General features: G+C 46.7%; 11 protein-coding genes. 8 read left to right on the top strand and 3 right to left on the bottom strand.

Going from position 1 to position 14,561, the window contains the following annotated elements; genetic code table 11:
* Positions 1-145 precede the first annotated feature (145 nt).
* Both ACDE64_RS09940 and ACDE64_RS09945 read left to right on the top strand, forming a co-directional pair.
* Positions 146-1,294: an NADH-dependent flavin oxidoreductase gene (locus ACDE64_RS09940; protein WP_411349870.1), complete on the top strand. Its 1,149-nt coding sequence runs from the start codon at positions 146-148 to the stop codon at positions 1,292-1,294.
* Between the two features lie 184 nt (positions 1,295-1,478).
* Positions 1,479-1,730: a hypothetical protein gene (locus tag ACDE64_RS09945; RefSeq protein WP_411349871.1), complete on the top strand. Its 252-nt coding sequence runs from the start codon at positions 1,479-1,481 to the stop codon at positions 1,728-1,730.
* On the opposite strand, the gene ACDE64_RS09950 is transcribed toward ACDE64_RS09945, so the two are convergent.
* Complete coding sequence (locus tag ACDE64_RS09950) at positions 1,727-3,346, bottom strand: esterase/lipase family protein (protein WP_411349872.1); 1,620 nt, start codon at positions 3,344-3,346, stop codon at positions 1,727-1,729. The two genes, ACDE64_RS09945 and ACDE64_RS09950, sit on opposite strands and share 4 nt — an antisense overlap.
* Before the next feature lie 299 nt (positions 3,347-3,645).
* On the opposite strand from ACDE64_RS09950, the gene ACDE64_RS09955 reads away from it, so the two are divergent.
* Positions 3,646-4,860, top strand: a complete 1,215-nt coding sequence (locus tag ACDE64_RS09955; RefSeq protein WP_411349873.1) for an MFS transporter — start codon at positions 3,646-3,648, stop codon at positions 4,858-4,860.
* A 139-nt stretch (positions 4,861-4,999) separates the two neighbouring features.
* The gene (locus tag ACDE64_RS09960) at positions 5,000-5,446 is read left to right on the top strand and encodes a nuclear transport factor 2 family protein (RefSeq protein WP_411349874.1); all 447 of its coding nucleotides are present in this window, start codon (positions 5,000-5,002) and stop codon (positions 5,444-5,446) included.
* A 197-nt stretch (positions 5,447-5,643) separates the two neighbouring features.
* Here the strand turns inward: ACDE64_RS09960 and ACDE64_RS09965 are convergent, their stop codons facing one another.
* Positions 5,644-6,384 carry an AAA family ATPase gene (locus ACDE64_RS09965; RefSeq protein WP_411349875.1) on the bottom strand — a complete coding sequence of 247 codons (741 nt, stop codon included), beginning with the start codon at positions 6,382-6,384 and terminating at the stop codon, positions 5,644-5,646.
* 318 nt (positions 6,385-6,702) lie between these two features.
* Between ACDE64_RS09965 and ACDE64_RS09970 the strand changes: the two genes are divergently transcribed.
* From ACDE64_RS09970 to ACDE64_RS09985, 4 genes are all read left to right on the top strand, one after another.
* Positions 6,703-8,265: a catalase gene (locus tag ACDE64_RS09970; protein WP_411349876.1), complete on the top strand. Its 1,563-nt coding sequence runs from the start codon at positions 6,703-6,705 to the stop codon at positions 8,263-8,265.
* A gap of 387 nt (positions 8,266-8,652) precedes the next feature.
* On the top strand, positions 8,653-9,414 hold the full coding sequence (locus ACDE64_RS09975; protein WP_411349877.1) for a DUF4085 family protein: 762 nt from the start codon (positions 8,653-8,655) through the stop codon (positions 9,412-9,414).
* Between the two features lie 54 nt (positions 9,415-9,468).
* Entirely contained in the window at positions 9,469-9,621 is a 153-nt protein-coding gene (locus ACDE64_RS09980; RefSeq protein WP_367057057.1) for a hypothetical protein, read from the top strand.
* Positions 9,622-10,102: 481 nt separating this feature from the next.
* Positions 10,103-12,772: a cation-translocating P-type ATPase gene (locus tag ACDE64_RS09985; protein ID WP_411349878.1), complete on the top strand. Its 2,670-nt coding sequence runs from the start codon at positions 10,103-10,105 to the stop codon at positions 12,770-12,772.
* Positions 12,773-13,088: 316 nt separating this feature from the next.
* Here the strand turns inward: ACDE64_RS09985 and ACDE64_RS09990 are convergent, their stop codons facing one another.
* Positions 13,089-14,414, bottom strand: a complete 1,326-nt coding sequence (locus tag ACDE64_RS09990) for a hypothetical protein (RefSeq protein WP_411349879.1) — start codon at positions 14,412-14,414, stop codon at positions 13,089-13,091.
* Between the last annotated feature and the right edge of the window lie 147 nt (positions 14,415-14,561).

Consider the following 14,561-nt stretch of genomic DNA (forward strand, 5'->3'; position numbering starts at 1 on the left):
GATAATGCGTGCACATTTATTTATTTTTATCAATACTTGTGGAAAATTAAATTGTTTACTATAATATATATTGTTACTTTAAATAACAATCTGTCCACACGATAGATTGTACCCATTATTCTATACAGAGACAGGAGAGATCCCTTTGAATCCGAAATATAACGCATTATTTGAGCCATTTACACTGAATGACGGTATCGAACTGAAAAACCGCATTGTGCTTGCACCGATGACGCACTCTTCTTCCAATCCAGATGAAACGATCTCGGACGCTGAACTGGAATACTACGCTAGCCGTACAGGTGGCGTTGGTCTGGCAATTACAGCTGTCGGTCACGTAACACCGGGTGGTAAAGGTTTTGCTGATCAATTTCGTGTTGTAGGCGACGAGTTCTTGCCAGGTCTGACTCGTTTGGCAGAAACGCTGAAAAAGAATGGCGCCAAAGCTGTACTGCAAATTTTCCATGCTGGTAGTCAATCTCCGGCGGAACTGGTAAATGGTGATGTGACTGCACCAAGCTCTGTCCCAAGCACACGCTTTGACGGACAAGAAGGCGCAGCTCCACGTGAACTGACTGCTCAAGAGATCGACGATATTATCGCAGACTTTGGTAAAGCGACTGCTAATGCAATCGCAGCTGGATTTGACGGCGTAGAAATTCACGGCGCTAACGGCTACCTGATCCAACAATTCTTCTCCCCGCACTCCAACCGTCGCGAAGACAAATGGGGCGGTGATGTACATGGTCGTCTGGCGTTCCCACTAGCTGTTGTGGACGAAGTACAGCGTGTAGTGAAAGAACAAGCCAAAGGTCCTTTCATCGTTGGTTATCGCTTCTCCCCAGAAGAACCGGAAACACCAGGGATCACAATGGCAGAAACACTGGTGCTGATCGACGCATTGGCTGAGAAAAACCTCAGCTACCTGCATGTGTCTCTGATGGAATACGATTCTGTACCGCGCCGTGGTGTAGACGATACTCGTTCCCGTCTGGCTATTATTCAAGAACGCGTTGGCAACAAAGTACCAGTCATCGGCGTAGGTTCGGTGAAAACACCGGAAGATGCTCTTGCTGCACTGGAAACAGGCGCACCACTCGTTGCTATCGGTCGTCAACTGATCGTTGAACCGGCATGGGTAGAAAAAGTAGAATCCGGTCGTGAGCAAGAGATTGCGTACACCATCAGCAAAGGCGATCAACAAGCGCTGACTCTGCCAGATCCACTGTGGAACATGGTCATCAATATTCCGGGCTGGTTCCCTGTTGTAGAAGCGGAAGAGTCCACAAAGTAATTCAAGACACTGCGAATGAGTCTGATTTGCGGATGTATTAGATCTGAAATAGAATATTTGACGGCGACTTGACGGAGCAATCAGTTTGGTTGCTGATGTCGAGCGCCATAATAAAAGCAACCCCGGTATGCACATTCGCTGCAACCGGGGTTATTTTACATAATGAGGTTGAAAAAGTACCATTTTGAACGCCAACGCCAACGCCAACGCCAACGCCAACGCCAACGCCAACGCCAACGCCAACGCCAACGCCAACGCCAACGCCAACGCCAACGCCAACGCCAACGCCAACGCCAACGCCAACGCCAACGCCAACGCCAACGCCAACGCCAACGCCAACGCCAACGCCAACGCCAACGCCAACGCCAACATTAACAGCTACGCTATGTTTTATACCGATATAGCATTATATAGGCATGCACAACGCAACCGCTAATCCTGATGAGAATACGTAGTACCATTGGTATCGACATACACCGATTGGATTAATGTCCGTTTATAGGGTGCGCCAGTATCTGTTTTGCCTTCAATATCGCTGGTGATGACGTAATTGGATGGCTTGCCGGACGTTGGCGTTGGTATACGTTCCTGTACCGCATCGGAGGTGAGCGAACGCTGCTGCTCGGTCGGTGCTGCGATGCGTTTGCCGTGAACGTCATAATAATCAACGGTGTACGAGATGCTAGTTTGCTCATGATCCAGCCCTTCTGTCTGTACATTCATATTCAATGTATTGGCAGAGAGTGAGCTGTTCAGACTTGCCTGATTGTTGCTGCCTATGAAGACGGCGGTCATCAGGTAGGCGCCGGATGTGCGACTGATCGCTTTCACCTGCCAGTCTCCTGCAATAGGTGTGTTCAGTTGGGCAAGCTGATGATACGCGTCTTTGAAAATCTCATCATCCGGCTGGGCATTCACCTGTACCTGCTGCACATCGCCAGTCGGTGAGATCAGTTCCAGCGAAGTAACTGGCTGGCTACTGATCCAGTCCAGTGTTACGGATTGCACGTTATCTTCTACGGTCAATGTCTCAGCTGTGGTGCCATTGTAATTACCACCGCGTACATAATAATGACCATTTGCCGAAGAACTATCGGTATTGTCGTCAGTAGAAACGTGCGGCTGGTACACGTCTTCGTATACGCTTGAGGTAACAGAAGAAGTGGCAAGAGCAGGAGAAGGTACTGCGCCACTTACTGTACCGATATACGGTTTGAACAGATCGAAGGTGTAAGAGCCGGTACGCACGGTTGCATGATTCCACGGTCCCTTTTGAATCAATTGGCTTCCCGGTAATACCGCGCTATCTGTCGTCACAACGCCATCATTGCTGCCGAAGACAGACAGATAGGCACCGCCGAATGTGTAAGATGCTTTGGATGAGCCAGACCATTGATCACCGCTCATCGTGTAAAAAGGAACCTTGTTCACATCGGCATCTTTTGCCATTTCGGAGCGGAAGTATTCCATATAAGACGTTTGCAGTGAGCTGGTGCCGGGGCTTTGCGAACCGATCAGATCGGCAAGCCAGCCTGCCCAGCTACTGTAAGCGAGATCGGCAAGCTGTGAACCGTGATGCGGGCTACTGAGAGTAATGACGCGGCTCACATACGGATAGGCGTTGTAGCGAACGAGGGCGGATTGGGTATCAACGCCGCCTTTGCTATGGGCGATGATGACGAGCTTTTTGCCGTACTTCTGGCTGATCTCCTTGATCTTCGCCGCCAGCAATTCGCCGTCCTTCCACATGTCCTCTGGTGTACCGGAAATGTCATACATGTTAATAAAGGCAGTCTGGTATCCGTTGTTGTACGCATAGTCGTACATGTCATTTTCGTTGTACCAGACTTTGGCTTGACTGGTCAGACCGTGGACGAACAGCAGCACTGGCTTATTAGGATCGATCTGTGCGGGCGATTGTCCGGCAGCCCATGCCCCCGGAACATCTGCGACCGCTGGCGTAGCAGGTGCCATATGCGCCTGTGAAGGCAGCATTGGCAGAAGCATACTGGCTGTCAGTGCAGACGCTAACAGCTTTTGTTTCCATTTCATTATATATTCCTCCTTTAATATGTAGGCTGGATATATGATGTATCCTTCATTAATGTATAGTATATTTGTTAATGCTGTTACCTAATTATCGACTTCTTTTGTTTAGCTGCACAAAAATGATATTAAAAATTTTAATAATTCCCTAATAAATGTGAGGTAATTTTTCATCGATTGAGTATAATAGAATTCGTGACTACATAAACGCGGCGGTCGTACCATGGTAATGGAAAACGTTACCTGTTGTTATACCAAAGTATGTAACAAAAAGTACAAGCCAGCCGGGAAGAAGGGGTTAACGTATGGAAAAGATGGAACTGCTGCGCAATCCAAAACAGCGCAAACTGCTGTTCAGCGCAGGTTTCAGCTGGATGTTTGATGCGATGGAGGTTGGCATGATCTCCTTTATCGCGGCGGCATTAGCGAAAAGCTGGCAATTAAGCCCGCAGCAAATTGGCTATTTGACGAGTATCAACTCGGTCGGTATGGCAGTTGGTGCGATTGCTGCCGGTTATCTAGCAGATCGGTATGGACGCAAATCGATTCTGCTCTGGACTTTGCTTATTTTCTCGATTGCGAGTGGATTGTCAGCATTGGCAACCGGATTTGGTGTCTTGCTGCTGCTGCGCTTTATCGCTGGCTTCGGGCTTGGTGGAGAATTGCCAGTTGCTTCGACACTCGTATCGGAATCAGTTGCGGTCAAGGATCGTGGGCGTGCGGTTGTATTGCTCGAAAGTTTCTGGGCGTTTGGCTGGATCATCTCCGCTGTTGTTGCCTATTTTGTCATCGCCAAATACGGCTGGCAGTGGGGCTTTATTATCGGGGCAATTCCGGCGTTGTATGCGCTCTATCTGCGCCGCGCTATTGATGATTCGCCACGTTATACAGCTGCTGGTGCGGGGAAACGTGCTTCCTTCGGCGAAGGGCTGCGCAATATCTGGAATAGTGAGCATCGTCGTACTACGCTCATGGCTTGGATTCTCTGGTTTACGGTTGTCTTTTCGTATTATGGTATGTTCTTGTGGTTGCCATCAGTGATGGGCTTGAAAGGCTTTACGTTGATCAAAAGCTTTGAATACGTATTGATCATGACGCTGGCGCAATTGCCGGGTTACTTTACAGCTGCGTATTTTATTGAGAAATTCGGTCGCAAATTCGTGCTGGTGCTGTATCTAGTGCTGACGGCGGTTAGTGCAATCTGGTTCGGCTTTGCCACTAGTGAACTCTCGTTGATTCTGGCGGGCATCTGTCTGTCATTTTTCAATCTCGGTGCATGGGGCGGACTGTATGCGTATACGCCGGAGCTGTATCCGACGCGTGTGCGTTCCACTGGTGTCGGCATGGCAGCAGGCTTTGGGCGAATTGGCGGCGTGATTGCGCCATTCCTCGTCGGTATGCTTGTAGGTAAAGGGGTGGCGGTTAGCTCGATCTTTATCATTTTCTTCGTGGCGATTCTGATCGGTGCGGCTGCGGTGCTGTTCCTCGGCAAGGAAACGAAAGGGCTGGAGCTGGATTAACGTCTGTTGATACGGCTTTGCCATTGTTGTTAAAACAGAACGTATGCCGTTTCTAGTATTTGTCATATCTCATCACTGCAACATAATGTTATAATGAATCACAGAAATACAACTTATTTGCGATGATGGAGGATATGAGATGAATAGTGACTTTCTGACAGGCACCGAGCTGCTACTGGCGTATGAGGATATTCGGATGACCAAATCGCGATATTGCCGGTTTATTGATACGAAGGATTGGGAAGCACTCAAGGACGTATTTGCTCCTGATGCGGTGGCGGATTTCAGTACAGAAGGAAATCCGATTCCCGTGCTGGAAGGACGCGATACGATTGTAAATGTATTTCAAGAGCTGGTAGATCCAGCAGTTACCGTACATCAGGTGCATGGCGCGGATATTGAGCTGGTATCGGCTACAGAAGCGAACGTGCTGTCTCCAATGGAGGATTATGTAACATTCCCTGAGGGCAATCCCAATAAGTCGTTCCACGGTTACGGGTATTACCATGAAACCTTTGTGAAATTGGATGGACGTTGGGTGATTCAGCATACGAGCTTGAAGCGTTTGCGCCTTGATATTCTGTAAGTTGTGGACGGGAACGATGGTCTTGATAGCAGTAATCAAGATGTAGTATAGGTGGCTTTATCCGTTACGAATGATTTCAATTGTAAAAGAAAAGGGCGTTATCACCGCATGGTGGTAGCGTCCTTTTTGGATTTGTCTCATATTGTAAGGTTTTTGTAATGGGGTAACGATGCATGTGTACATAGAATGATTAACAATTACTCTTTTCCAAATAATTCACTTAGCAAGGAATCCGGTTTTTCCAAAAAGCGGCGGGTTAATTGGTAATGCTCTGTATCTCGATAATCAATACGCTCCAATGAGGAACCATCAAACGAAATAATATCTGCACCTGGATAACCCATTAAGATCGGCGAATGGCTGGCAATAATAAACTGCGAACGTGGCGCCAGATCGTGGATGATGCGCATAAAAGCAAGCTGACGGGCAGGAGATAATGCAGACTCCGGCTCATCAAGCAGATAGATCGAAGGCTGACGTGAACGACCGAATCGATGCTGAAACAGGGCAAGGAAGGATTCACCATGAGAACGATGATGTAGCGACTTCCCGCCATAGTTGGCAAAGAATGTCTGTGTACAGGGATCTTGCTCACTTTCATCAATATGACTGGCAAACTGATAAAACGATTCCGCTCGCAAAAAGAATCCTTCTGTCAGCTTGGGCAGCCAAGATAGGCGGATATAATCGCCAAGTGCCGATTCGGCAGCTTCTACCTGATACGCATTTTGCCGCGAACCTCCAGCAGTGTGGAACCCACTTTGATAAGCGATCGCCTCTAGCAGGGTCGATTTACCGGAACCATTTTCCCCGACAAAAAAAGTAACAGGCGCATGCAAGCGCAGACTGTCCATTTTGTTGATTAGTGGCAGATGGAATGGATAGACGGAATAATCTTTGATTTTCTCATGCAGTAAAGTAATTTGCTGTAACGCCATAACAAACTCCTCTCTTACAATAGAGTCAGCAAACCGTAGATTAATGTTGTACGTATGTATCGAAATCTTGCAAAATGATGAACCTCAATTCTCATTTATAATATATCATCTCCTGCTTTCATCCAATCTTCATTCACAAAATGGACAAAATTATGAAATCGGTTCACTTTTTCGCCTAAAAGTGTTTTATAATGGGCACAAGCAGGTAAAAAAAGGTAATGTGGTTGCTTGTTCCCAGAGTGTACCACTTGTTTTCCTGTGTCAATGTGTAATGAAGGTTTCAGCAAACTTATCCTTTCTTGAAAGGCGGAACATGTTATGGCAGATGAGAACAATAAGAACCCGCAATCAAATGATCAAGAAGAAAATGTAACGCTGACGAACCGACAGGGCCATCCTGTCACCGACAACCAGAATGTACGTACTGTAGGCAACCGTGGTCCCGTTACACTGGAAAACTACAATTTTCTCGAAAAAATAACCCATTTTGACCGTGAACGTGTACCTGAGCGTGTCGTGCATGCTCGTGGAGCAGGTGCGCATGGAGTATTTGAAGCGTACGGTACGGTTGGCGATGAGCCGGTATCCAAATATACCCGTGCCAAGTTATTCCAAGAAAAAGGCAAAGAAACACCGGTATTTGTACGCTTTTCCACGGTTGTTCATGGTGGTCATTCACCGGAAACATTGCGCGATCCGCGCGGCTTTGCTACCAAATTCTATACCGAAGATGGAAACTGGGACTTGGTCGGCAACAATCTGAAAATCTTCTTCATCCGTGATCCGTTGAAATTCCCGGACATGGTACATGCGTTTAAACCAGACCCGATTACGAACGTACAAGATATGGAGCGTTTCTTCGATTTTATCGGAAACAGCCCGGAATCTACACATATGATTACCTTCCTGTTTTCCCCATGGGGCATTCCGGCGAATTACCGCGAAATGCAGGGATCAGGTGTAAATACGTACAAATGGGTCAACGAAGCAGGTGAAGCGGTATTGATCAAATACCACTGGGAACCGCTGCAAGGCATCCGTAATCTGTTACAGGATGAAGCGAACCAGATTCAGTCGCTCGACTTTAACCATGCTACGATTGATCTGTACGATGCGATTGAGAACGGCGAATACCCAGAATGGGAACTGTGTGTCCAGATTATGGAAGACAACTACCATCCAGAGCTGGACTTTGACCCGCTTGATCCGACTAAGCTGTGGCCGGAAGAGCAATTCCCATTCCTGAAAGTCGGAAAAATGACGCTCAATCGCAATCCGGTTGACTACTTCAATGAAGTGGAGCAGGTCGCATTCGGTACAGGTGTACTGGTGGATGGACTGGACTTCTCGGATGACAAGTTGCTGCAAGGACGTACCTTCTCGTACTCCGATACCCAGCGTCACCGCGTTGGCTCCAACTATCAGCAACTGCCGATCAATGCGCCGCACAGCCGTGTAGCGACGAATCATCAGGGCGGACAAATGCGTTATCAAAGCGACCGTGCGCCGGGTCAGAACCCGCATGTCAATTATGAGCCGTCTTCGCTGGGTGGTTTGAAAGAAGCGCCAAAACCGGGTAAAGATCATGAGCCGGAATATTACGACGCACGTCTAATGCGCGAGAAAATCGACCGTCCAAACGATTTCGCTCAAGCAGGAGAAACGTACCGCAATTTTGAAGATTGGGAACGCGATGAGCTGGTCAAAAACATCGGCGGCAATCTGGCGCAATGCAACGAAGCGATTCGCAATCTGGTGCTGAACAATATCACGCAGGCAGATGAAGAGTACGGCAATCGTGTACGCGAGGAGATCACCAAAGCCGAAGCGATGGGAAAACCGACTCATCGTGCTCATGCGCCGAAAAAAGCGGATAGTTAAGCATAGGATACGAATTGATACCGATTCAGGCAACGATGTAAGGAAGAAAAAAATGAAATTTCGAATGACATCTTAAAAGTTTTGTGTTGATATAACTACAGCACAGTATACTGATTTTGATTGTGGCAGTTTACGTAGTTGAACGACATACAATGCTGGCTTTTTGCATATTGGCTAGAGATTGAATTGATATAATACAAAGGATCAGTTCGGGTTATACCCGGCTGATCTTTTTTTGTGATTAAATGGAATTGATCATATAGCGAAATATATATCTACAAACGAAATAAATGCAGGGGTTTGAAATTCAATACAGTAGATAGAGGGAGAAGTTTTAGAAATGTGGAGTTTGAAGTATACTGATGTAGGAAGAGAAGGGGAGAATACATGAAATACTGGACAAAAAAGGTGTATGAGGAAATGCAGGCATTTGGTCTGCCAGGATTTTATGAAACGGAAGCAGAGCTTGAAGAAGCGAGGCAATGGGCAATCGAAGATGGTCATGACTTTGTGGAGAGAGCGATTGAATATAATGAGTATCGTATGCCGTTATGGGAACAATACTTACCGAGAGAATTAGTAGAGTACGCTCGTAATCATCAGATGTTAACATGTTACTTGCCTGAGCCTAAGGTACTGCAAGCAATGCAACATGCGAAACAATACTGGGAAGACAAATGGATTGGACTCTGTAATCAATATGCTCAACAGTATCAAAGCATTCTGAATCAACTGCCTGCTGGTGCGATTGAATTACAGGAGAACTGTCATATTCATGATGCAAAAATTATAGCAGTGCGAGAACTGCCGAATAATCAACAAATACATAATACAGAATCTTATAAAACGATAGAGATTAGACTGGCACATGACAGTGAATATGGCTATCGATTTACTTTTGAGGGAGTTACACAATTTATATATGATGTGGATATTCTGAATAATATCTGTCTTTACAAAGAGATCGATAGAGAGGGAGAACAGCATTTTGCTTTTGGAATGTTGCTCTGTAATGCAAAAGGAACGCAGGATAGCATGAATCAAATGAGTATCGTATTTCAAAGCGTGACGGTTGAACAAGGCACTCATTTGGGAGCTACGAATTGCTCTCATGCAAGCAAGTCATACGGCTTATCTTTTGGAAACTAACTGACTCGTTTAATTGTGCTGGATTCATGGTAATGGATAACAGGAGGCGATTGTATGAAAATTATTATTACGCAGGAAGAAGCGGTACAAAAAGGCATCTGGAACGATGTGATGCAAATGTTTGGTGTGGAGAACGAGGACGAAACCTATCCGCAGGAGCAGTTTATTTTGTCCGAGGAACAGGCTCGCAAGGTAAAGCTAATCTGATCTTATAGGCGCATCAAACGCTAGCTATCGCGCAAACACATAGCAAAATTATGAATATGGATGATTCTCCAATACGAATGATTCTGCATTCCTACTACAATGAAGCCAAAAAGTCCGACTTTTGCTAAGCTAGCAAGGTCGGTTTTTTTGGCTTTTGTACATGTTATCCTTCACCTGCTGCGTTATCAATTCTATCTGCCACGTTATCAATTCCAAAAGCGATCCGCATCGTATCATAATCATTCACTGTATCTCATACTCATATGTATGCTTCGCAATATACTACAATTATGCATAGTATTGTCACCAAATCTACATCGTATTTAGTGAAACCAATCGTCCATTCAAGGGTAAACAAATAGTATGGAATGGCGGTTGTTAGTGGATATTTAACTACATACATAACAACTGTATATGACCAGTCATATCCTCTTCATACATCGCACGATCATAGCAAAATTCAGAGACAGGAGTGGTGGGAATGGAATTTTACAAGGTCAGCGCAGAGGAAGCACTGGCGGAAGTGAATAGCAGTGAACAGGGCTTGTCTTCCAGTGAAGCACAGCAGCGCTTGGAAGCGGATGGATATAACGAGTTGAAAGGCAAGGAACGTACGCCAACGTGGAAGCTATTTGTGGAAAATGTACGAGATCCGATGGTAATTGTGCTGTTGATTGCTTCCATTGTACAAATTGTGCTTGGTCATGTGGTGGAAGCAGGCATTATTATTTTCGTGTTAATTCTGAATGCGATCATTAGCGTCGTGCAGACGCGTAAGGCGGAAAGCTCCATCGAAGCGTTGCGCCAGATGTCCACACCGGAAGCGAAGGTGATTCGGGATGGTCACAAGCAATCGTTACCTGCACGCGAGCTGGCAAGAGGAGATATTATTTTGCTGGATGCTGGGGATTATGTGCCGGCGGATGCGCGTTTGCTGGAATCCGGCAGTCTCAAAGTGGACGAAGGTATGCTAACTGGTGAATCGGAAGCGGTGGAAAAGCATATTCGCACGATCGACAGCGAATCACCGATTGGAGATCGCAAAAATATGGTGTTCAGCGGTGCACTGGTCGTCTATGGACGCGGGACTGCTGTCATTACAGGCACTGGGCAACAGACAGAAATTGGTAAAATCGCTGGTCTGATCGAGAGCGCCGAATCGAAGCAAACGCCGCTGCAACGCAAGCTGGAAAGCTTTAGCAAAAAGCTGGGCGTGTTCATTTTGCTGCTCTGTATTCTCATCTTTGGTGTAGAGGCGGCTCGCATCTGGTTAGGCAATGAGACGGTCGATACGACAGCAGCCATTCTGGATGCATTAATGTTTGCTGTCGCGGTCGCGGTTGCTGCTATTCCAGAAGCGTTATCATCCATCGTGACGATTGTATTGTCTGTCGGCACGAATAAGATGGCAAAGCAGCATGCTATTATCCGTCGTCTGCCAGCAGTCGAATCACTCGGCTCCACCAGCGTCATCTGTACCGACAAAACAGGTACACTGACTGAGAATAAAATGACGGTCGTCGATTACTTTTTGCCGGACGGAAGTCGTGACGATTTCCCTGATGACCCGGAGCAATGGTCGGTCGGTGAACGCAGACTGGTGCATATCGCGGTGCTGTGTAACGATTCCCATATCGATGAAGAAGGCAAAGAGATGGGTGATCCGACCGAGGTCGCATTAATCGCCTTTAGTAACGCGAAAAATAAGCATTATGGCGAAATTCGCGATGGCTTTCCACGCGAGGCGGAGCTGCCATTTGACTCAGACCGCAAGCTAATGTCCACCGTGCATATATTGGAAGGGCAGAAGACATTGTTAACGAAAGGCGGACCGGATGTGCTGATTGGGCGCTGTACTATGGTGCTGGTTGGCGAAGAGGTCGTGCCACTGGATGATGAGATTCGTGAGCGCTTGGTGGCGGCGAATGAGGACTTTTCCGAACGGGCATTGCGGGTATTGGCGTATGCTTATAAAGAGTTGGAACATGATCACAGCGAGATCGGACTGGACGATGAACATGACCTGATTCTGGTCGGTTTGACCGCAATGATCGATCCGCCGCGTGAAGCAGTGTACGGTTCGATTGAACAATCTCGTCGTGCGGGTATTCGTACGATTATGATCACAGGCGATCATAAGACGACAGCTCAAGCGATTGGGCGCGAGATCGGTCTGATGGATCAGGATGATATTGCATTGACTGGACAGGAATTAGACAAGCTATCTGATCAGGAGCTGGACAATAAGCTGGAGCACATCTCTGTCTATGCCCGTGTCTCCCCGGAAAATAAAATCCGTATCGTACGCGCATGGCAGAAAAAAGGTCAGATTACCGCCATGACTGGCGATGGTGTCAACGATGCTCCTGCACTCAAGCAAGCGGATATCGGTGTAGCGATGGGCAGTGGAACCGATGTTGCCAAAGATTCGGCAGCGATGATACTGACAGACGACAATTTTGTTTCTATCGTTAATGCGGTGAGTGTAGGGCGTACCGTATTCGATAATATTAAAAAGTCGATTGCTTATTTGTTCGCTGGTAATCTGGGAGCGATTATCGCTATTATTTTTGCATTGATCATGGACTGGGTGAATCCATTTACGGCAATCCAGCTTCTATTTATCAATCTGGCAAATGATTCGTTACCAGCAATCTCACTCGGAATGGAAAAAGAAGAGCCGGGAGTAATGGATCGCAAGCCGCGTGATATTGACGAAGGTATCTTCGCTGGTGGTACGATGCGGGCAGTTATTACACGCGGACTGATCATCGGGATCGCGGTCATTGTGTCACAGTATATCGGCTTGCAGCATTCGCCAGAGCTGAGTGTAGCAATGGCATTTACGACGCTGATTCTGGCGCGCACCTTGCAAACCTTTGCGGCACGCTCTAATGTACAGACTGCGATTGGTGCCGGATTGTTCAGCAATAAATATGTCATCGGCTCAGTGCTGTTGTGCTTTGTGCTGTATGGCATAACACTGTTGCCGGGAGTTCGTACATTCTTCGCTATTCCAGATAGCTTTGGCGTGCAGCAGTGGTTGATTGCAACCGCTTTGGCAGTAGGCGCACTCATTGTAATGGAGCTGGAAAAGATCATTCGCCGTGCCGCATCAGGCGGTAGCAAGGCACAACCTCATGCAGCTTAATTTCCCGATTTTAGCTACTACGTTCTACAAATAGTAGTGGTACAAGGAATAGGGATGCAAATAGGAAAAGTATAAATACCAAATTAAAAAGTACAAACAGTAAAACGAAAAGAGCGTGCAGGGAGAATGCCAATCCCCTGCGCGCTCTTTTTATTTAACACATAACACTATATTTGAGATGTAAAACTATGTTTGAGATATAAAATTGTATTTGAGATGGAAACCTGTGTTTGAGATATAAAACTATGTTTGAGATGGAAACCTGCATTTCAAATGCAACACTCCATTTAAGTTGTAAGAGACAACGCCCGCTTCTTTACCAGCGGAGTGGTACACGGTCATTCCACAGTATCCAGCGATACGTTTCCAAAATGGGAGCAGTGCCAATATTGTACTCATGCATACTACCGTGATGCAGATCAAGCCAATGCGCCATGCCATTATACGTACCGACAATCAGCCAGCGTTCATCCGGTGAGATGGTCATGCCTGCAATCGTACCGCCCAGATAATGACGCCAGATTTCCACTCCCTGATGATCAATCAGGCGCAAATATCCATAAGCGTCGCCCAGAATATTGCCCTGTTCCAAAGCAACCCCGGCATACACACGCATCTCCTCATCGACCAATGGCAATTCGTCATACGCACCAATCTCACCACGTTGCACCGCCGCCAAATTCACTGTAGCTGTCGCCCCATTGTAGAAATGGCAAGCATTATACCAGACCGCAGTACTCTCCACATTGAACAGACTGTAATGCGGATAGCTGGACTGCGGCGCAAATGTATGTCGTTGCTGCGTCGGCATATGCAGCAGCCCATGCTCACTACCCTGATTACCATAAGCGATCCATTGCTCATCTATAGACACAGCACCATGAACCATGGACGACCAAGTGCTATCGTAATCTGCACCATATTCTGTAATCTCTTCTGGTGAGGGGGAGAGGATTGTTATATTTCCCTTTGACAGGACATACACACCATATTCGCTAACAAGCAGCAGCGACTTGCCCTGATCAAACGGAATCAGTTGCAACAAGGAATGGACAGCAGACTCAGCCGTTGCTAGTGATTGTATATTGGGCAAAAAGTCAGCAATCGTAGATTGCATACTTTGCCATTCGTAATAAGCGACTTCTACACCGTTCAATTCATGATCGGGATGCATAATGATAGAGATGCCTTTTTCATCCGCGAGCGCGACATAGGCACCGTCCGGGGAAAATCCAGCACGACGCACATCCTTTATCAGAATGATCTTATCCTCTGAAGCCAGACAGATTCGGCTTATAGAGGAACCAATACCAGTTTGTAATAGCACCCGTGTACCGGCGAAGCCAAGTGGAAATATTGGCTGCAACGTAGTGGACGCTTCTTCTTCACTGAAAAGGGCAAGCAGTGGAGAAGAAGCAGGCGGCAGTAAGGTATGCAATTGCTCGATCTCTCCTGCGGCATTCGCTGCTTCAATCATATCCATCACTTCAGGTGCTAATCTATATCGTTCATCTTGCGGTTCTTCCTGCTGAGCTGTCCAATCGGTTTCAACGCCAATACGTACAAATTCATTAATGTCTTGCGCATACTGCTTGCTTTGTTCTCGCCACTTTGCAGCGACGACTTCATGTAGCCATTCCATCTATGTACCTCCTGCGTATTGATATCGCTATTGTAACAGAAGGGAAAAGAGGAACTCAAAAATAGTGGCGAAACAGATCGTTTGAGCCAAAATGGATAGATAGCAATCGCGTTCTAAAATCCAATAACCCAAAAGATCGCATCATAA

The organism is Paenibacillus sp. WLX2291 (assembly GCF_046603665.1).
Lineage (GTDB): Bacteria > Bacillota > Bacilli > Paenibacillales > Paenibacillaceae > Saccharibacillus.

Bases quoted from the DNA above. Each gene is read 5' to 3' on its own strand.
- ACDE64_RS09955 (WP_411349873.1), top strand. From the start codon at position 3,646: ATGGAAAAGATGGAACTGCTGCGCAATCCAAAACAGCGCAAACTGCTG.
- ACDE64_RS09990 (WP_411349879.1), bottom strand. From the start codon at position 14,414: ATGGAATGGCTACATGAAGTCGTCGCTGCAAAGTGGCGAGAACAAAGC.
- ACDE64_RS09960 (WP_411349874.1), top strand. From the start codon at position 5,000: ATGAATAGTGACTTTCTGACAGGCACCGAGCTGCTACTGGCGTATGAG.
- ACDE64_RS09950 (WP_411349872.1), bottom strand. From the start codon at position 3,346: ATGAAATGGAAACAAAAGCTGTTAGCGTCTGCACTGACAGCCAGTATG.
- ACDE64_RS09970 (WP_411349876.1), top strand. From the start codon at position 6,703: ATGGCAGATGAGAACAATAAGAACCCGCAATCAAATGATCAAGAAGAA.
- ACDE64_RS09980 (WP_367057057.1), top strand. From the start codon at position 9,469: ATGAAAATTATTATTACGCAGGAAGAAGCGGTACAAAAAGGCATCTGG.
- ACDE64_RS09965 (WP_411349875.1), bottom strand. From the start codon at position 6,384: ATGGCGTTACAGCAAATTACTTTACTGCATGAGAAAATCAAAGATTAT.
- ACDE64_RS09985 (WP_411349878.1), top strand. From the start codon at position 10,103: ATGGAATTTTACAAGGTCAGCGCAGAGGAAGCACTGGCGGAAGTGAAT.
- ACDE64_RS09975 (WP_411349877.1), top strand. From the start codon at position 8,653: ATGAAATACTGGACAAAAAAGGTGTATGAGGAAATGCAGGCATTTGGT.